Origin of the sequence: Nitrospirillum goiasense (assembly GCF_034427435.1) — a bacterium.
Classification (GTDB): Bacteria; Pseudomonadota; Alphaproteobacteria; order Azospirillales; family Azospirillaceae; genus Nitrospirillum.
The window spans coordinates 994,951-1,013,822 of the sequence record NZ_JAXQNP010000003.1 but is presented as its reverse complement, the minus strand read 5'-3'; the positions used below and the strand labels follow the sequence as shown (position 1 = coordinate 1,013,822).

Annotated in this window: 16 protein-coding genes and 1 pseudogene; 11 read left to right on the top strand and 6 right to left on the bottom strand. The window is 69.5% G+C overall.

The annotated features are described in order from the left end of the window. Window positions 1–164: 164 nt before the first annotated feature. The 4 genes from ribB to ULB03_RS18885 all read left to right on the top strand — a co-directional run bounded on the left by ribB (window position 165) and on the right by ULB03_RS18885 (window position 3,854). Window positions 165–833, top strand: a complete 669-nt coding sequence (gene ribB / locus ULB03_RS18900; RefSeq protein ID WP_322485232.1) for a 3,4-dihydroxy-2-butanone-4-phosphate synthase — start codon at window positions 165–167, stop codon at window positions 831–833. A gap of 134 nt (window positions 834–967) precedes the next feature. Beyond that, entirely contained in the window at window positions 968–1,432 is a 465-nt protein-coding gene (locus ULB03_RS18895; RefSeq protein ID WP_322484648.1) for a nuclear transport factor 2 family protein, read from the top strand. A 4-nt stretch (window positions 1,433–1,436) separates the two neighbouring features. Beyond that, entirely contained in the window at window positions 1,437–1,997 is a 561-nt protein-coding gene (locus ULB03_RS18890; RefSeq protein WP_322484647.1) for a TetR/AcrR family transcriptional regulator, read from the top strand. Window positions 1,998–2,171: 174 nt separating this feature from the next. After that, entirely contained in the window at window positions 2,172–3,854 is a 1,683-nt protein-coding gene (locus ULB03_RS18885; protein ID WP_322484646.1) for a methyl-accepting chemotaxis protein, read from the top strand. 9 nt (window positions 3,855–3,863) lie between these two features. Here the strand turns inward: ULB03_RS18885 and ULB03_RS18880 are convergent, their stop codons facing one another. The 5 genes from ULB03_RS18880 to ULB03_RS18860 all read right to left on the bottom strand — a co-directional run bounded on the left by ULB03_RS18880 (window position 3,864) and on the right by ULB03_RS18860 (window position 7,632). Next, the gene (locus tag ULB03_RS18880; protein WP_322484645.1) at window positions 3,864–4,853 is read right to left on the bottom strand and encodes a rhamnan synthesis F family protein; all 990 of its coding nucleotides are present in this window, start codon (window positions 4,851–4,853) and stop codon (window positions 3,864–3,866) included. Window positions 4,854–4,938: 85 nt separating this feature from the next. Further along, window positions 4,939–5,499: a GNAT family N-acetyltransferase gene (locus ULB03_RS18875; RefSeq protein ID WP_322484644.1), complete on the bottom strand. Its 561-nt coding sequence runs from the start codon at window positions 5,497–5,499 to the stop codon at window positions 4,939–4,941. After that, window positions 5,496–6,452, bottom strand: a complete 957-nt coding sequence (locus tag ULB03_RS18870; protein ID WP_322484643.1) for an RHO alpha subunit C-terminal catalytic domain-containing protein — start codon at window positions 6,450–6,452, stop codon at window positions 5,496–5,498. The genes ULB03_RS18875 and ULB03_RS18870 overlap by 4 nt, the downstream gene beginning before the upstream one ends. Continuing rightward, window positions 6,452–6,847, bottom strand: coding sequence for a Rieske 2Fe-2S domain-containing protein (locus ULB03_RS18865; protein ID WP_322484642.1), 396 nt, complete (start codon window positions 6,845–6,847; stop codon window positions 6,452–6,454). The genes ULB03_RS18870 and ULB03_RS18865 overlap by 1 nt, the downstream gene beginning before the upstream one ends. After that, the gene (locus ULB03_RS18860; RefSeq protein WP_322484641.1) at window positions 6,844–7,632 is read right to left on the bottom strand and encodes an SDR family NAD(P)-dependent oxidoreductase; all 789 of its coding nucleotides are present in this window, start codon (window positions 7,630–7,632) and stop codon (window positions 6,844–6,846) included. The genes ULB03_RS18865 and ULB03_RS18860 overlap by 4 nt, the downstream gene beginning before the upstream one ends. 166 nt (window positions 7,633–7,798) lie before the next feature. Between ULB03_RS18860 and ULB03_RS18855 the strand changes: the two genes are divergently transcribed. The 3 genes and pseudogenes from ULB03_RS18855 to ULB03_RS27495 form a co-directional block, all read left to right on the top strand. Then, window positions 7,799–8,434: a PadR family transcriptional regulator gene (locus tag ULB03_RS18855; protein ID WP_322484640.1), complete on the top strand. Its 636-nt coding sequence runs from the start codon at window positions 7,799–7,801 to the stop codon at window positions 8,432–8,434. A gap of 45 nt (window positions 8,435–8,479) precedes the next feature. Further along, window positions 8,480–8,698: a hypothetical protein gene (locus ULB03_RS18850; protein WP_322484639.1), complete on the top strand. Its 219-nt coding sequence runs from the start codon at window positions 8,480–8,482 to the stop codon at window positions 8,696–8,698. 111 nt (window positions 8,699–8,809) lie between these two features. After that, a pseudogene (locus ULB03_RS27495) lies at window positions 8,810–9,841 on the top strand (diguanylate cyclase); the annotation flags it as partial. 232 nt (window positions 9,842–10,073) lie between these two features. Here the strand turns inward: ULB03_RS27495 and ULB03_RS18840 are convergent. Further along, the gene (locus tag ULB03_RS18840) at window positions 10,074–10,601 is read right to left on the bottom strand and encodes a hypothetical protein (protein ID WP_322484637.1); all 528 of its coding nucleotides are present in this window, start codon (window positions 10,599–10,601) and stop codon (window positions 10,074–10,076) included. A 244-nt stretch (window positions 10,602–10,845) separates the two neighbouring features. On the opposite strand from ULB03_RS18840, the gene ULB03_RS18835 reads away from it, so the two are divergent. The 4 genes from ULB03_RS18835 (at window position 10,846) to ULB03_RS18820 (ending at window position 18,798) form a co-directional block, all read left to right on the top strand. Further along, window positions 10,846–13,356 carry a methyl-accepting chemotaxis protein gene (locus ULB03_RS18835; RefSeq protein WP_322484636.1) on the top strand — a complete coding sequence of 837 codons (2,511 nt, stop codon included), beginning with the start codon at window positions 10,846–10,848 and terminating at the stop codon, window positions 13,354–13,356. Between the two features lie 221 nt (window positions 13,357–13,577). Further along, window positions 13,578–14,207: a helix-turn-helix domain-containing protein gene (locus ULB03_RS18830; RefSeq protein WP_322484635.1), complete on the top strand. Its 630-nt coding sequence runs from the start codon at window positions 13,578–13,580 to the stop codon at window positions 14,205–14,207. A 156-nt stretch (window positions 14,208–14,363) separates the two neighbouring features. Beyond that, entirely contained in the window at window positions 14,364–16,499 is a 2,136-nt protein-coding gene (locus tag ULB03_RS18825; RefSeq protein ID WP_322484634.1) for a prolyl oligopeptidase family serine peptidase, read from the top strand. Window positions 16,500–16,944: 445 nt separating this feature from the next. Continuing rightward, window positions 16,945–18,798, top strand: a complete 1,854-nt coding sequence (locus ULB03_RS18820; protein WP_322484633.1) for a prolyl oligopeptidase family serine peptidase — start codon at window positions 16,945–16,947, stop codon at window positions 18,796–18,798. Window positions 18,799–18,872 lie beyond the last annotated feature (74 nt).

The following is an 18,872-nucleotide window of genomic DNA, read 5'->3' as shown; positions in this document are numbered from 1 at the left end:
TGCGCTACGCGGGCGCGAACCCCCTCGGGCCTTGCCGGGCCCGGGACGGGCGTGCGCACGCGCATGGTGGCCTGCCCCGGGGGGACACGCCGTCCGCCCATGCTCTCTTTTTGCCCTGATTCAGGCTCGCCCGACTGTTGAACGGAGTGAGATCCTTGAGTCAGATTTCCCAAATATCCGCCCATGACGATGATTTGCTGTCCCGTTTCGGCGATGCCGAAACCCGGGTGGCCCGCGCTGTGGCCGCCATCCAGGCGGGCCAGGGTGTCATCGTCGTCGACGACGCCGACCGTGAGAACGAAGGTGACGTCATCTACGCCGCTGACAGCCTGACGGTGGCGCAGATGGCCCTGCTGATCCGCGACTGCAGCGGCATCGTCTGCCTGGTGCTGACCGACGAACGCGCCCGCGTGCTGGACCTGCCGCCCATGGTGGGGGCCAACTCCTCGCGCTACGGCACCGCCTTCACCGTCAGCATAGAGGCCAAGACCGGCGTCACCACCGGCGTCTCGGCCGCCGACCGCGTCACCACCATCCGCACGGCCATCGCCGCCGATGCCCGGCCGGAAGACCTGGCCCGCCCCGGCCATGTCTTCCCCTTGCGCGCCCATCCGGGCGGGCTGGCTGCCCGCCGGGGCCATACCGAGGCCACCATCGACCTGATGCGCCGCGCCGGCCGGCCGCCCGCCGGCGTGCTGTGCGAGGTGATGTTGCCGAACGGCGACATGTCCCGCCTGCCGGACCTGGTGACCTATGCCGAAACCCACGGCATGCCCCTGGTCAGCATCGAGGATCTGGTCGCGGTGGCGGTTCCCCAGCGCGCCGTCGCCTGAGGATCGGCACCTGCCAAAATAGGACGGGACGAAAAAGACCTCTTGCCAGGCGACGGGCGGCGTTGTACCAATCGGTAAATGACGTACCGATCGGTACAAGTTGCTTCTACAAACCCTAATCTTTGGAGGTCCCCATGTCCCGTCCGCCTTTACCCCCCTACACTCTTGATACCGCCATCCAGAAGGTCCGCGCCGCCGAGGATGGCTGGAACAGCCGTGATCCCGCCAAGGTGGCGCAGGCCTATACCGTCGACAGCCGCTGGCGCAACCGGGCGGAGTTCGTCACCGGCCGCCCGGCGATCGAGGCTTTCCTGGCCCGCAAGTGGGCCAAGGAACTGGACTACCGCCTGATCAAGGAAATCTGGGCGTACACGGAAAACCGAATCGCCGTACGCTTCGCGTACGAATACCACGACGACAGCGGCAACTGGTTCCGTGCCTATGGCAACGAGAATTGGGAGTTTGACGCCGACGGGTTGATGCGGGCGCGCCACGCCTGCATCAACGAACATCCGATCAAGGAGTCGGAACGCAAGTTCCATTGGCCGCTGGGCCGCCGCCCTGATGACCATCCCGGTCTCAGCGACCTGGGGCTGTGACAGCATGGCGCGTACGCTTGCCGACCGCCAGGACGTGATCCCCGTCCTGGCGGAAGTCTTCCGTGACCATGGCTTCGAGGGCGCCAGCCTCTCCGCCATCACGGCCCGCACCGGCCTGGGCAAGGGCAGCCTTTACAACTTCTTCCCCGGCGGCAAGGCCGAGATGGCGGAGGCGGTGCTGGCCCATATCGACGGCTGGTTCCGCACCCACGTCTTCGACCCGCTGGAAACGGAGGGCGGCGGCTTGGCGGCGGTGGAGGCCATGTTCCAGGCCACGGACGCGTATTTCCGGTCGGGCCAGCGGGTGTGCGTCGTGGGCGTCTTCGCCCTGGGCGACGCCCGCGACCTGTTCGCCGCGCAGGTCCATGGCTATTTCGCCGCCTGGGTCCAGGCCCTGGCCGGCGCCCTGGTGCGGGCCGGCCGCGACCCCGACCAGGCACAAGCCGACGCGGAGGAGGTGGTGGCCGGCATCCAGGGGGCCCTGGTGCTGTCGCGGGCGCTGAACGACAACGGCGTCTTCACCCGCACCCTGGCGCGGCTGCGGCGAATGCTGGCGGATCGGTAGGCCAAGCGACTGATCGAACTATCCTTTTTGCCGTAAACGCCTAGGCCGCGCCCCCACTCTTGGCGGATATCCCGCTGGACATACCACCTTGGTTTCAAAACCAAGGTCTTGTGGTCCGGAACCTGCCCAGCTTGCGTAATCCAAGGGTGAAATTCATCCGGTGGAGCGCGCTTCATGACTTTGCTGAGCAATCTTCGCATCCTGGGAAAACTGGCCGCGGCCTTTTCCCTGGTGCTGGTCATTTCCTTCGCGGTCAGCGGACTGACCTATACCCGCGTGTCCTTCATCCAGGACAGCACCGGATGGACGGCTCACGGCTACAAGGTGCTGGACGCCGTCGACGGGGCGCTGGCGGCCCTGGTCGACCAGGAAACGGGCCTGCGCGGATATCTGGTGTCTGCAGATGAGGCGGTGCTGGCCCCGTACAAAAGCGGTGCCGACGCCTACGCCCAGTCGATGTCCACGGCCCGGGCCCTGACGGCGGACAACGCGGCCCAGCAGCTGCGCCTGGACGAGATCGAGCGCCTCGCCGGGTCCTGGCACCGTGACTACGCGGAAAAGCTGGTGGCCCTGATGAAGACGGACCAGCGGGACCAGGCGCGCACGCTGCAGTCGGTGATGGGCGGAAAAGCGCAGATGGACGCCATCCGCGCCAAGGTGGCCGAAATCACCACGGCGGAGCGGGCTCTGCTGGACCAGCGCCATGAGGAGCAGCAGTCCGCCTTCCACACCACCTATTGGACCACCATCCTGGGGGGTGTCGCCGCGGTGGCGGTGGCCATCCTGGCGGCGCTGATGCTGTCGGGCGCCATCGCGGCCCCCATCGCCGCCTTGACCGACCGCATGCGTCGCCTGGCGGAGGGTGACCGGGGCATCACGGTCGATGGGCTGCAGCGGCGGGATGAGGTCGGCGCCATGGCCCGCGCCCTTGAGGTGTTCAAGCAGAACGCCATCGAGGCGGATCGGCTGGCGGCCGAACAACGGCAGGCGGAAGAGGCCAAGTTGCGGCGCGCCCAAGCGGTGGATCGCCTGATCCAGGGTTTCGATGGCGCTGTCGCCGGCATCCTGGAGGCGGTCAGCGGTGCTGCCACCCAGTTGGATTCGACGGCGCAAAGCATGGCCGACGTGGCGGAACGAACCAAGGCCCAGGCCACCGCTACCGCGGCGGCGGCGGAACAGACCTCCGCCAACGTGCAGACCGTGGCCTCGGCGGCGGAGGAAATGACCAGCTCCATCCAGGAGATCAGCCGCCAGGCGGCCCGGTCCAGCACCGTGGCGTCAGAGGCGGCGCAGGCCGCCAACCAGTCCGATGTCCTGGTCCAGGGCCTGGCGGACGCGGCGCAACGCATCGGCACGGTGGTGGAGTTGATCCAGGCCATCGCCGGCCAAACCAACCTGCTGGCCCTGAACGCCACCATCGAGGCGGCGCGCGCCGGTGACGCCGGCAAGGGCTTCGCCGTCGTGGCCAGCGAGGTCAAGGGCCTGGCCAACCAGACCGCCCGCGCCACCGAGGACATCGCCCGCCAGATCCAGGAGATGCAGGAGGCGACGGGCGGCGTCGTGGCCGCCATCCAGGGCATCAGCGGCACCATCGAGGAGGTCAACGGCATCTCTGCCACCATTTCAGCGGCGGTGGAGGAACAGAACGCCACCACGCTGGAAATCGCCCGCAATGTCACCCAGGCAGCGCAGGGCACGGAGGAGGTGTCGTCCAACATCGCCCGGGTGACGGGGGCCGCTGGCGAGACCGGCGCCGCCGCATCCCAGGTGTTGGCCGCCGCCCGCTCCCTGGGCAGCCAGTCGAACGCCCTGCGGTCCGAGGTGGTGCGCTTCCTGGCGGAAATACGGGCGGCCTGAGGATACCTGTCACGCCGCCGCCCGCACCCGCCGGGCGGCGGCGAAGACCGGCACCCCCAGGACGCGGATGTAACACCACCACCAGCGCAGGTCCCGGCTGTACTTGCTGCGCCTGTACGTGCCGGGCAGGAAGGCCAGGCGCGTACGTTCCTGCCGCCAGGGCAGGTCATGGATAGGGGGGTGGGCGGTGCCGCATAGGCGCGCCACATGCGCCTCGATCAGGGCCACGGGATAGAACTGGGCCATGCGGTCCAGACGCTCGCGCAGGCGGGCGACGCGCTGCTGGTTCTGGCTGAACACCGCCGCCTTCACCAGGGGCATGCGGTGGACCTCTAGGCAGTCGTCGAAATAGACGTCGGAATAGAGTTCCTTGGCCACGAAGGCCTGGGGAAGATAGCGCCCGGGCCGGAAACCCAGGGCCATGAGGCGCTGGCTGAGGCCGAACTCATAGGCGCGGCAGACGGCGGTCTTGTCGGGCTGCCGCGTCACCTCCGCCCAAAAGCGGGTGAACTCCGCATGGCGGGTCACGGCCGGGCGGAACACCAGGAAATTGCTGGTCAGGTACCGGATGTCGCCATCCACCAGCCCATCGGTCAGGCCCCAAAAATCGCACTCCCGGTCCGCCATGGCCTCGAACACCGGGGCGAAGGAGAAGACGGGGCCATAGCAGCTGTCGTTGGCGACGATCACCTCGTCATAAAGGGTGATGTCGGCACCCAGGGCCTGAAAGCCCAGCTTCCAACTGCCGAAGTCATAGGCGCCGTGGCGGCCGGCATGGACCAGCTCTGCCAAGGTGCCCAGCCGCTCTGCCTGGCCCTCCATCAAGGCGCCGTCGGAGACGAACAGGATGCGCTCCGCCACCTCGCGCAGGCCGCGCAGGTAGTAGAGGACATGATCGTCAATCTGCCCATCGCGGTCGAAATGGGCGAACAGCACCACCCGGCGGGGCGTCGAGGGCCGGCGGGGCGGGGCGTGGGGGGAGGGATCGGTCGTCGTCATCGTGGGGGCCTTTGCCCTGGAACGGAGCTGCCTTCTGTTCCTTGCACGACAGTTAACCTTATGGGCTGGCGCCGCCAATCCGCCTTTAGGCGGGGGGCCACAGGCGCCCATCCCAATCGGCATATTCCCGGAATTTCAGGCGTTTCACCGCCCAGTCGGCCGCCGCCATCTCAAACAGGTGGACATCGTATGCCTGCCCCTCCTTCACCGCATGGTCCTTCAACACCCCGACATGCCGGTATCCCAGCATGGTCTGGCCGCGCAGCACACGGTCGTTGTCGGCCATGACCTGGTTCACCACCTTGCGCAGGCCCAGGGCGTAAAAGACATGGTTCAGGGCGTGGGTGAAGTTCAGCGGCGCCGATCCCGTACGCCCCCGCCGGTCGGCCATGTACGCGCCCAGGGTGGCGATGCCCCAGGCCGGATGGCTGACGGTGATGGAGGCGTAGCCCACCGGCACCCCGTCCACCATCATGATGCGGTGATGGTAATCGTCACGGGCGGCGCAGCGGGCCAGCCAGGCGCGCTGCTTGTCGATATCGTCCTCCACCTGGGTGAACAGGTGGAGGGCGATGTCGGGCCGCAACCGCCAGTCCAGCAGCAGCCGGGCATCGTCCTGCGTCGGGATGCGATAACTCAGGGTCATGCGTCCCCCTCCTCATAGAGCGCGTCCGCCGGCCGGGGCGGGGCGTCCAGGCCCAGGGTCCGGGCCCAGGCGTGATGGAAATCGGCGATGCGCCGTTCGCGCCGGCCCAGGACGCCGGCGACCTGGGCCGCCCCCCGCGCCTGCTGCACCCGTTCGCACAGCGGCTGATCCTCCAGGATCACGGTGCGGGCGGAGTGCGCCAGCAGGGTGGCCAGCGACCGGCGAAAGGCCGCCACGGCCGGCTTGTCCGGCGCCGTCACCGGCAGGAACAGGCGCCAGTCCAGGCGGCTGCGGTCCGGGGCCAGCGGCGTCACCGTGTGGGTGATGACCATGGCCCCGTAAAAGCTGGCGACGTACAGGTTAGGGAAGACGAAGCAGTGGTCATAGCGCGCATGGTCCACCACCCGGCGCAGGCCGGCCTTGGCATCGATCCGCCGCCACCACGCTTCCGTCCCCTCGCTCAGCCGCCAGCTGGACGTGCTGTGCCGGCCGAAGCGCCGTGTTTCCAGATGCGTTTGCCAGTCGGCATGCACGGCGGGATGGATGGTGGTGGGATGGACGGTGGAGCCGTGGAAGTCGTCCATGGTGTTTTCCACCAGTGCCTTCCAGTTGGCCGCGAATTCCACATGGTCGTCGGCGATGGGCTGATCGCACTGCCCCGACAGCCGGGCCAGGTGCCCCGCCACCGGCCCCAGATGTTCCGCCAGGCTGGGGCCATTCCCTTCCAGACGCACGAACACGAAGGCGCCGTAGGCGTCCGTTTCCAGGGGCCGGCCCTGGTCGTCGGTGGCCTTAAGGGAACTGTCCAGGGTCACGGGCGTGCCCAGCACCGACCGGGTCAGGGGCGCCTCGAAGCGGGTGCCGACGTACAGCCACTGGCGCCGCAGCGCCGCCATCTCCCGGGCATGGCACTGCGGGTCATCGAACCAGCGGGCGGGTAGCATCTCCCCCATCAGGCGTCTCCCGCGAAGGCGGCGGCCGCATCCACGTTCACCCACACCGCGCCCCCGCTGACGGCCAGGCCCACGGGCGTCAGCGCCAGGCGCCGGCGGGCCTGCGTATCCAGGTGGAAATCGCTGTCGTCGAAGGGAATGCCGATGGGCACGCCGTCCGCGTCATACACCCAGCCATGATAGGGACAGCGCAGCAGGCCGCGCCCGCAGGGCTGGTCATGGATCAGGGCGAAGCGATGGGAGCAGACGTTGCGGAAGGCCTTCAGCACTCCTTGGAAATTCTGCACCACCACGGGAATGGCGGCGCCCTCGGCATCGGGCGCCCGGCCCGTCAGATAGTCGCCATGGCTGGCGAGCGCCGCCGCGTCGCCTAGTTTGACCCAGGGGGTGGTCACGCGGTGCGCCCCCCGTCGACGGTCAGGGCGGTGCCGGTGATCCAGCGGCCGGTGTCGGCCAGCAGATAGGCGATGGCGTGCGCCACGTCATCGACATGGCCGAAGCCCAGGGGTTGCAGGCGTTGCAGATGGTCGATCTGCTCCTGACTCAGCTTTTCGAAGCCGCGCTCGATCAGGTCGGTCATGACGATGCTGGGCACCACGCAGTTCACGCGGATGCCGTCGGGCAGCAGTTCGGCCGACAGGCCCTTGGTCGCGGCGATGATGCCGCCCTTGGCCGCCGCATAGACGATGTTGGCCGGCGAGGCGGCGGTGGCGGCGGTGGAGGAGATGAAGACCATGGCCGCGCGCTCCGCCTTCACGCCCTTCTGCCGCAGCCCCTTGGCCAGCGCCAGGCAGGAGCCCAGGTTGACCCGCATCACCTGGTCGAAGAACTCCTGGGTGAAGATGCGGATGGGGCGCAGCGTCTGGATGCCGGCGCAATGCGCCACGCCGTCGAAGGCGCCCGACAGGGCCGCCTGTTCCTTCATCCACGCCGGGATGGCGTCCAGTTCCCCCAGGTCGAAGGGCGCCACGCGGTGCCCCCCGTCCGGACCATTTGAAACAGGGGACAGCCGCGACAGGGTATCGCCCAGCCGCCCCTCATCCCGGCCGTTCAGGGTGACGCGGGCGCCCAGGCGCGACAGCAGCACGGCGGTGGCCTGGCCGATGCCGGCCGACGCCCCGGTCACCAGCATGGACCGGCCGACCAGGCTCATGGGGTTGTGCAGGGTGTCGGGGGACATGGCGGGGCCTTCCTTCTTTTGCGCCCCGACTATCCGGGGTGCCGCCCCGGGCCGTCAATGATCTGCGATAAATCCGCGCCGCCACCCTTGACTCAAGAAAGGGTCAAGATATATCTTAGCTCACGATATATCGAATAACACACTAGATAGGATCGAGGACATCATCATGCGCTTTTTCAAACATCATGAGGGCCGGCACTGCGAAGGGGGCCGTCGCCATGCCCGTGGCCGCGACGGCGAGGGGTTCTGGGGCGCCTGGGGGGCGCACTGGGGCGGCCATGGCGACCGCTGGGGCCGGGGGGAGCGCGAGGGCTTCGGCGGCCGGGGTGGCCGCGGCGGCGCGGCGCGGGTCTTCGAGAACGGCGACCTGCGCTTCCTGTTCCTGGACCTGATCCAGGAAAAGCCCCGCTACGGCTATGAGATCATCAAGGCCATCGAGGAAAAGGTCGGCGGCGGCTACAGCCCCAGCCCGGGCGTCGTCTACCCGACGCTGACCCTGTTGGAGGAAATGGGCCATACCGAGGTGGCGGTGGGTGAGGGCGGCAAGAAGCTGTACACCCTGACGCCGGCCGGCGCCGCCTTCCTGGAGGAAAACCGCCATGTCCTGGCCGCCATCAAGGAACGGCTGGACAAGGTCAGCGCCCAGCGCGGTTGGATGCCGCCCGCCTCCGTCGTCCGGGCCATGGAAAACCTGAAAGTGGCCCTGCGCTTGCGTCTGCGCGGCGAAAGCCTGACGGAAGAACAGGCGCGCGCCATCGCCCAGGCCCTGGACCAGGCGGCCCAGGCCATTGAGCGGGCCTGACTTTCCTCCCGGCGCGCCCCCATGCACCACCCGGAAAGGATCGCCATGACCATCCAGCCTACAGGCCGTCGGCGTGGTGCATCGCCGGTCGACGGCGCGCCGCCGGCCGGTGACGCCCCTGCCGACCTGACCGCCGCCGACATCCGGGGCCGGCTGGTGGCGCTGTCCCGGTCCCGGGCGCTGGGCCGCCGCGTGGTCCGCCACGACGGAGGCCAAGGCGGCGGCCAGGGCGGCGGGCCGCCCGGCACGCCGGATCGGGACTAGCCGTCAGGTCAGCCCCGCCGCCCTTGTCACGCGACACCGTCCGGTTGATGATCTGGCCGCGGTAGCGCCCCGGTCGGGGCCGTCCGTTTCACACAGGACCGCCCCGGTGACATGACGCGTGCCGACGACCGCCTCCCGACCCGCCGCCTGACGGTGGCCTATGTCGTAGCCCTGTCCCTGATCGCCCTGCTGTCGGGGGCGGTGCACCTGTTGCTGGACCACGTCATCGCCCAGCAGCGCGACAGCGGCACCATCATCAATGTCGCGGGCCGCCAGCGCATGCTGTCGCAGCGCATCGGCCTGCTGGCGCGCGACTTCTATGAAGATCATGACGAGGGGGCGCGGACACCCCTGCTGCAGGCCGCGGCCGCAATGGAACGGGCCCATCGTGCGCTGTTGGCCGGAAACGGCGACCTGGGCATCACCCATGGCCTGTCGGACACCGCCCGCGCCCTCTACTTTTCGGCGCCGACCGACCTGGACCGGCGCACCCGCGACCTGATCCTCTCCGTACGCATCCTTGCTCGGGACGAGGGGCCGCCGAATTCCAGCGTGGAATTGCGCGCCCGATCCTTCGCCGACATCCGCACCCAGACCCGCGACGTCATCATCCCCCTGCTGGACGAGGCCGTGCGCCAGTTCGAGGTGGAGGCGGCGCAGCGGATCGACGGGCTGCGCCGGGCGCAGCAGGGGGTGCTGGCCATCCTGCTGACCACCCTGCTGGCGGAGGCGCTGTTCATCTTCCGGCCCCTGGTCAGCGGGCTGAAGGCGTCCGCCACGCGGCTTTACGACATGGCGACCCATGACGCCTTGACCGGCCTGCCCAACCGCCGCCACTTCCTGGATGTGGCGGGGCGCGAGGTGCGGCGGCGGCGGGAGGCGGGCCAGCCGGTGGCCCTGCTGCTCATCGACATCGACCATTTCAGGGCCCTCAACGAGTCCTTGGGCCCTGAGGCCGGGGACCGGGCCCTGGACCAGTTCGGCCGGCTGCTGCGGGGATGGCTGCGGCAGGGCGAGGTCGCCGGCCGCATGGGCGGGCGGGCCTTCGCCGTGATGCTGCCGGATGCCGACCTGATGGACGCGACCGCCCGCGCCGAGGGCTTGCGCCGCGCGGTGGGCGCCGCCCCCATCAACGGCCAGGCCACCCTGGCCTGGACGGTCAGCATCGGGATCGCCCGGGTTTCCACGACCCTGACCCGGGATGCGTCGGCCAAGGACGCCCCTGGACAGGTCCCCGGCGGGGGCCCCGGTGGGAGCCCCGGTGGCGATGTCCTTGCGGATGCCCTGCGCCGCGCCGGCCAGGCCCTGGATGCCGCCAAGGCGGCGGGCGGCGACCGCGTGCAGCTTGACACCGATGAGGGGCACGCCCCCCGCCTCAGGCGTCGTAGCGCCCGGGCAGGGGCATGCGCTCCAGCGCCAGGGGGCGCACCGGCAGGGACAGGCCATGCGCGCCCAGCGCGCAGGCCATGGCCCGCGACGCCACCAGCACGCCGTCGCTGGTGCCGGGCCGCATCAGATGTTCCACCAGGGCGTACAGCCGAGCCGGGGCGCTGGGCTCGGCCGAGGGCTGGGCCAGCGCCAGCAGGCGCAGCAACTGGCGTTCATCAGGTGTCAGGTCGGGGCATCCCGGGCAGCCCACCCGCGGCCGCTCCCGCGCCGAACGGCCATACAGCAGCAGGAAGGCGCGAAAGGTCACCATCACCTCATCCGCATCCTCGCCGCAGGCCTGCAGGAAGGCGTGGCGGATCAAGGGACAGCCGGGCCGGGCCGGGCTGGACCCGGCATAGGGCTGGGCCATGTGGCGCAGGCTCCACACCAACAGCCGCTCCCCGGCGCTCAACCCCTCCAGCGGGGTGGGCGGGGGCCGATGGTCGCGGGGGCTGATCATAAGATCGTCGGGCATATCGAACCTGCTGCTGTGACCGTCGCGGGCACAGTAATGAGAATCACTCTCAATCTCAAGCGTAACGATGAAGCGTGTTGACGGCACTGGGCACGCCTTTTTGGTTAGTCGGTCCATGGCATCCCGTGGGATTACCTTATACGGTGTGATGCGGAACGCCCGCTTGGCGCCCCGAAGGGGACCGAGGGCGGGAACGTGGCCCGGGGTGCCTGGGCCTGGGTGGCGTCTGGGGAGGATGATGGCGATGCGCGACACGGGACCCGTGACAAATCGCGAGGTGGAGCTGCGCGACGGTGAGCTGCTGGTTTCCCGCACGGATCCGTCGGGGCGCATCACCTATGCCAACCGCGCCTTCATCCGGGTCAGCGGCTACAGCCATGAGGAACTGATCGGCGCCCCCCACAACCTGGTGCGCCATCCCGACATGCCCAAGGCCGCCTTCGCGGACCTGTGGGCCACCATCCGGGCCGGCCGTCCCTGGGATGGCCTGGTCAAGAACCGCACCAAGACCGGCGATCACTATTGGGTGCGCGCCAACGTTACGCCCATCGTGGAGGACGGCGCGGTCACCGGCTTCATCTCCATCCGCAGCAAGCCCACCCGGGATGAGGTGCGCGCCGCGGAGGCGCTGTATGCCGGGCTTCGCAGCGGCCGAGGCGCCCTGAAGGAGGGCGTCGTCGTGGCCGCCGGCCCGGGCGCGCGCTTGGCATCCCTGGCGGGCAGCGTGCGCGGCCGTATCGTCCTGACCATGGGCGCGATGATCGCCTGCACGCTGGGCGCGGGGGGCGTGCGCTTCCTGGGATCGGGCGGGGCGGCCGCCGGCGGTTCGTGGCTGGGCGCCAACGTCGTCATGACCTTGCTGTCGCTGGCCATCGCCGTGCTGGGGGGCGCCTGGGTTCTGCGTACGTTGCGCCAGGCCCTGGACCGCCAGGAGGGACACTTCGCCGCCCTGGCGGCGGGGCGCTTCGACCAGGCCATGCCGCCCGACCCGGCGGCGGAGTTCCAGACCGTGACCGCCAGCCTGCGCGCTTTGCGCGCGCGGCTGGCGTTCGGCGCCGATGAAAAGGCGGAGCTGATGGAGCGCACGCGCGAGGAGGCGCGCCAGGCGCTGCTGGAAACCTGCCGCGCCATCGAGGCCGACTTGACCGCCACCTGGATGGGGGTGGAACGGGGCAGCCATCGGGCCGTGGACGGGGTCGCCCACCTGAAGCAGTCCGTGGCCGTGGTGCGCGAAAACACGGTGGCCGTGTCGGCGGCGGCGGAACAGGCCAGCGGCAACGCCGGCAACGTCGCCGCCGCGACCGAGGAACTGAGCGCCGCCGGGGAGGAGATCGCCCGGCAGGCCGCCCGCTCCAGCGACGTGGCCCGTCGTGCCGTGGACAGCGCCCAGCTGGCCGCCGGCGCCATCGACCGGATGGAGGAGGCGACGCAGCAGATCGGCGCGGTCACCACCCTGATCGCCGATATCGCCGGCCAGACCAACCTGCTGGCCCTGAACGCCACCATCGAGGCGGCGCGGGCGGGGGAGGCCGGCAAGGGCTTCGCCGTCGTGGCGCATGAGGTGAAGTCGCTCTCCGGCCAGACGCAAAAGGCGACCGATGAGATCGGGGCCCAGGTGGCGGGCCTGCGCGCGGCCGTGGCGGCCAGCGTGGACGCCATCCAGGCCGTCATCGCTGTGATCGGCGAGATCAACGAGACCTCCTCCGCCACGGCGGCGGCGGTCGAACAGCAGTCCGCCGCCAATGCCGAAATCGGGCGCAGCGCCTCCGACTCCGCCGGTGCGGCGGAGCAGGTGTCCCAAAGCGTGGGCAGCATCCGGGACCAGTCCGACGACATCGCCGCCATCGCCGCCGACCTGGACCTGCGCGTGGGCGAGACGCAAACGGCGATGGTGGACCTGAAACGCCGCATGACCATCGCCTTGCGCCAGTCGGTGGCCGGTGATCGCCGCGCGGCCGACCGGGTGCCCTGCGACCTGCCGGCCACGGTGCGGGTGGAGGGGCGGGCCTATTCCGGCCAGTTGCGCGATCTGTCGGTGCGGGGCGCCGTGGTGGCGGTGGACGGCCTGCCGGTCCTGGCTGACCAGCAGGAGGTGGCGCTGGCGGCCGATGGCCTGGGCACCGTCGCCGCTGTCGTGGCCGGGACCAGCGAGCTGGGCCTGCACCTGTGCTTCGTCCATGTCGACGCCGCCGCCACCGACCGGCTGAGGTCGGTAATGGACCGGGCCCTGGAACGGCATCGCGGCTTCATCGACCTGGCGCTGTCCGCCGCCGGCCGCATGGGACAGGCGCTGGAAGGGGCGTTGCAATCAGGTGACCTCGCCGAGGACGCGCTGTTCTCGCCCGACCTGGACCCCATACCCGGCACCGACCCGCAACAGTACATGGCGCCCTACACCGCCGTGACCGACCGCCTGTTCCCCGACATCCAGGAAACGGTGGCGGCGGGCGACCCCCGTGTCCAGTTCTGCGCCGCCGTCGTCCCCTCCGGCTATCTGCCGACCCACATGAAGCGGGTGTCGCAGCCGCAGCGGCCGGGGGAATATGTGTGGAACATGGCCAACAGCCGCAACCGCCGCCTGTTCAACGACCGCGCCGGCCTGGCCGCCGGCCGCAACACCGGCGACTTCCTGGTGCAGTCGTATTCCCGCGACATGGGCGGCGGCGTCATCGTGACCCTGAAGGAGGTGGACGCCCCCATCCGGGTGCGCGGCCGCGTCTGGGGCAATGTCCGCGTGGCGTTCAAGGACGCCTGAGGCGCTTCGCCATCAAATATGTGACCCATCAATAATTTTGAACCGTCCCGTCGGGGGCGTCGCGGCCATGCGGCCGGGGCTGGGGTTGCCGGCTTTACCGCGGCGCGTCCGCCCTTTACAGGAGGGAACAACTGTTCAGCCGGCATCACCATCCTGGGGCGAACCCAGGGGGTGCGGCCGGGCCCGGCCACGGGGGGCCCGGGACGAGAGGGGGCTTTGCCATGCAGATCGCCAGCACCGCCGACCGGCGGCGTCAGATGCCGATGGGCGACCGTATCCGCGCCCGGCGCAAGGCGCTGGGCCTGACCTTGCAACAGGTGGCCCAACTCTCCGGCCTGTCCGCCCCGTTCATCAGCCAGGCGGAACGCGACTTGAGCGTGCCGTCGCTGGTGTCGCTGCTGGCGCTGGCCGATGCGCTGACCGTGGATCTCAGCTATTTCATGGAGGTGCCGGAGGGCGGCCCCATCGTCCATCGCGCGGCCAAGCCCCGGCGCATCGAGGCCGACGGCCCGGTGGATTACATCGACTTGGCCAGCGACCTGGCGGATCGCAAGCTGGACATCGTCCTGATGCGGGTGCCGCCCGGGCACGCCTTCCCCACCGGCCAGCGCAAGGGGGAGGATTTCCTCTATGTCATCGAGGGCGACGTGACCGGCGTGGTGGGCAATACCAAGGCCAGGCTGGGCCCCGGTGACAGCCTGCATTTCGATGCCCTGCACCCGCATGGCGCCCGCAACACGTCCGACCGTGACGCGGTGTTGCTGTACGTCGGCACCCCGTCCGTCTTCCGCAAGGCGCCGGATGGCGTCGTCGATGCCAGCGATGGGGATGCCAGCGACGGGGACGCCTGAGCCCGCGCGGATTTGCCCCAATCAAGTTGCCCCAATCAGGATATTGCATCCGTCTCCGTCCTGACCCACTACTATCCGGTCCCCTACCAAGGGGCATAGACAGTGGGGCGGCGGCCGATCCGTGGCAGCGGACGACCGCCATCACGGATGGGGTTCATGAAAAACACGATCAGCGCACTTCTGCTGTCGCCCGGCTTGCTGCTGGGGGCGACCGCCGCCTTCGCCGATTCCACGCCGACCACAAGCGCCCCCGGGACCGGCATCCCGGAAGACAGCCGCGCCTGGATGGAAGATATGAACAACGCCGACGCCCTGGCCTGGGCCAAGGCGGAGACGGATCGTTCCACCGCCGTGCTGCAGGCCGATCCGCGCTACCCGACCCTGCTGGCCGAGGCGACCGCCATCGCCGAGAGCAAGGACCGGGTGCCCGGCGTCAGCTTCCGGGGCGAGGCCGTCTATAATTTCTGGCAGGACGCCGACCATGTGCAGGGGCTATGGCGCACCACCACCCTGGACAGCTTCCGCAAGGAAAAGCCCAACTGGCAGACCGTGCTGGACGTGGACGCGCTGGCCAAGGCCGAAGGCGTGAAGTGGGTGTTCAAGGGCACGGATTGCGACGAGGAAACCCGCCGCCATTGCGTCGTGCACCTGTCGAACGGCGGTGAGGACGCGGTCACCCTGCGCGAATTCGACATGAAGACGCGGGCCTTCGTGCCCGGCGGCTTCAGCCTGCCGCGCGGCAAGCAGACGGTGGCCTGGGCCGACACGGAAACCCTGCTGGTGGCCCGCGAGTGGGGCCCCGGCACCATGAGCAACGCCGGCTATCCCCTGGTCATTAAGTCGCTGAAGCGCGGCCAGCCGCTGGAGCAGGCGACGGAGGTGTTCCGCGGCCAGCCGACCGACATGTCGGTCGGCGCGATGACCGTGCGCGACGCCCAGGGTCACCAGGCCACCTTGATCATCCGCAACCTCAGCTTCTTCGAGGCGGAGACCTACCTGCTGGCGGGCGGCCAGCCCAAGCGCCTGGCCCTGCCGCTGAAGGTCCAGGTCCAGGGCCTGCACGATGGCCAGCTGATCGTCGAGGTCAAGCAGGACTGGGACGCCGGCGGCACCGCCGTTCGCCAGGGCTCCGTCGTGGCGGTGGACCTGGCGGCGGCCGCGGCCGATCCCGAGCATCTGCACCCGGTGGTGGTCTACGCCCCCACCGCGCGTGAGGGCCTGACCGGCGTGGACTTCACCAAGCACCACCTGCTGCTCAGCTTGACCGAGAATGTGAAGGGCCGGCTCTACGTGGCCGACCGCAACGCCGACGGCACTTGGCGCCGCGCCCAGCTGCAACTGCCGGACAACGCCGACGTCACCATCACCGGCGCCGACCGCGACCATGACCGCGCCTTCGTCACCGTCGCCAGCTTCCTGGAGCCGCTGACCCTGTCGCTGGTGGACACCAACACGGGCAAGGTGGAAAAGCTTAAGTCCTCCCCGCCGCGCTTCGACGCGTCCAACGCGGTGGTGGAACAGCGCGAGGCGGTGTCCAGCGACGGTACCCACATCCCCTACTTCGTGGTGCGGCCGCGCAACGTGCCCTTCGATGGCTCCACCCCCACCCTGCTGTACGCCTATGGCGGGTTCGAGGTGCCGATGCTGCCCCATTACCTGGGCACCGCCGGCAAGCTGTGGCTGGAACGGGGCGGCGCCTATGTCCTGGCCAACATCCGGGGCGGTGGGGAATTCGGCCCCGCCTGGCATGAGGCCGGCCTGAAGACCAAGCGCCAGACCATCTACGACGACTTCGTGGCCGTGGCCCGTGACCTGATCGCCACCAAGCTGACCAGCACCCGCCGGCTGGGCATCGAGGGCGGGTCCAACGGCGGCCTGCTGATGGGCGTCCAGTTCACCCAGCATCCGGAACTGTGGCGCGCCGTCGTCATCCAGGTGCCGCTGCTGGACATGCTGCGCTTCCCCGTCATTGGCGCCGGCGCGTCGTGGATCGGCGAGTACGGCGATCCCTCGATCCCGGAGGAGCGGGCGTTCCTGGCCCACATCTCGCCCTACAATAATCTCAAGGCAGGCGTGACCTATCCGGAACCCTTGTTCGTCACCTCGGCCAAGGATGACCGCGTGAATCCCGGTCACGCCCGCAAAATGGCGGCCAAGATGAAGGAGATGGGCCTGCCCTTCCTCTATTACGAGAACACCGAGGGCGGTCACGCCGCCAGCGCCAACCTGAAGGAAACCGCCCGCCGGCAGGCGCTGGAGTTCACCTATCTTTTACGGAAACTCAAGGATTAGGGATCAACCATGGGACGGGGCCGGATGTTTCCGGCCCCGTTTCATCGTCCCCCTGACGCCAGCGTTCGCGCCGGCGCGCCGGGGGACGGGTTCCGATCCGCCGAGGCTGTCGCGTCCCCATGCCGTCCCGTCCCCGTTTCCCTGCCCTGGCGCGCATCCTTCCCGCCCTGGCCTTGGCGCTGTCCCTGGCGGCGTGCGCGACCAATCCCCCCGTGGACGCGGCCCCGCCGCTGTCGGGCCTGTCGTCCACCTATACCGATCCCTATGCCTGGCTGGAGAGCGCCAACTCGCCGGACGCTCTGGCCTGGGTCGCGCAACAGAACGCGCGCACCCTGGCGGAACTGACGCGGGACGCCCCGCTGGCCGATTTCACGACCACCGCCACCCTCTTGGCGCATGAGGCCTCGGAGGAGGGGGAAGCGGCGCCCTGCCTTCCGGCGGGGCGGTGGATGGCAAGGATCCGGCCGTCACCACCATCGACGGCGTGCGCCATGTCTACGCCGGTTCCAACTGCTTCGGCACGGTCGATCCCGACGCGCCCCCGCTGGCGCCCGGCGCCGAGCCGGTGGTGGTGGGGCGGACCTGCCTGGTGTCGCTGTCGCGCACCGGCGAGGACGCGGTGGAGGTGCGGGAATACGATCCGGCGGCCAAGGCCTATGTGCCCGGCGGTTTCCATCTGCCCTATGCCAAGCAGACGGTGGTGTGGCTGGATCACGACACCCTGCTGGTGGCCCGGGGCTGGGATTCCAGCGGCACGGCGATGACCCGTGCCGGTTATCCCTATGTGGTCAAGGTGCTGCAGCGGGGCCAGCGGCTGGAAGAGGCGCATGAGATCTTCCGGGGCCTGGTCACCGACACCTCCGTCAGCCCGGCCGTGTTCCGCGACCGCCAGGGCCACCGCGCCATCGTGCTGGTGCGCCGGCCCACCTATTTCACGACGGAGCATTATCTGGTGGAGGGCCGCCGCACCCTGCGGCTGGGCCTGCCGCCGCTGGCGGAACTGACGGTTCTGGCCAATGGGCAACTGGTGGTGAAGCTGGGCCAGGACTGGCAGTCGGCCACCGGCCGCACCTTTCCCGGCGGCTCCTACGTTTCGGTGGACCTGGACGCCGCCCGGCACGAACCGGCCAAGCTGCGGGCCGCCCCCGTCTACCTGCCCGGCCCGCATGAGGCCGTGACCAACCTGGTGAAGGCCAAGTCGCACCTGGTGGTCACCAGTGACGAGAACGTGCGCGGCCGGCTGACCGTGCTGACCCGCGCGGACGGGGGGTGGAAGGTGCAGCGCGTCGACCTGCCGGACATGTCCGCCATCAGCATCAAGTCCAGCAGCGAGGACAAGGACAAGCTCACCGTGTCCGTGGCCGGCTTCCTGACGCCGCAGGCGCTGTGGAGCGTGGACCTGGACAGTGCCGCCGCGACACTGGTCAAGGCCGGCACGCCCGGCTTCGACGCCAGCCCCTACACCGTGGACCAATGGCAGGCCGTCTCCACCGACGGGACCGCCATCCCCTACTTCATCGTCCACCGCAAGGACCTGGTTCTCAACGGTGACAACCCCACCCTGCTGACCGCCTACGGCGGCTTCAACCTGTCGCGCTTGCCCTCCTATTCCGCCACCATCGGCAAGCTGTGGCTGGACCGGGGCGGCGTGTACGTCGTCGCCAACATCCGGGGCGGCGGGGAATTCGGTCCCGCCTGGCATGAGGCCGCGCTGAAGACCCACCGCCAAAAGGCCTTCGACGATTTCACCGCCGTGGCCCGCGATCTGATCAGCCGCCAGGTGACCCGGCCCGCCCGCCTGGGAATCAGCGGCGGGTCCAACGGCGGCCTGCTCATGGGCGTCGCCCTGACCCAGCACCCGGATCTGTGGGGGGCCGTCGCCATTAAGGTGCCTCTGCTGGACATGCTGCGGTATGAGGCCATCGCCGCCGGCGCATCCTGGGTTGCGGAGTATGGCAGCGTTTCCGTGCCGGAGGAGCGCGCCTTCCTGGCCAGCATTTCCCCCTATCAGCGGCTGGATCCCACCCGGACCTATCCGGAAACGCTTATCATGACGGCGACCCACGATGACCGGGTGGGTCCCGGCCACGCCCGAAAGTTCGCCGCGCGGATGGAGGCGCTGGGCAAGCCGGTGCTGTTCTATGAAAGCGACGAGGGCGGGCACGGCACCCGGGGCCTGGACGATGCCGCCCGTGCCCGGGGGCCGGCCCTGGAACTGGCCTATTTCGCCTCCCGCCTCATGGGGCGGCCGACGGATCATCCGGCGGGTGGCCAGGTGGTGGCCGGGGCCGCCGAGTAAGCCTCCCCGTCCGCGTTGTGGACGCCGCTGTCGGCGGATGCGACAAAGGGGGCGGTGATGATCGGCCGGGACGG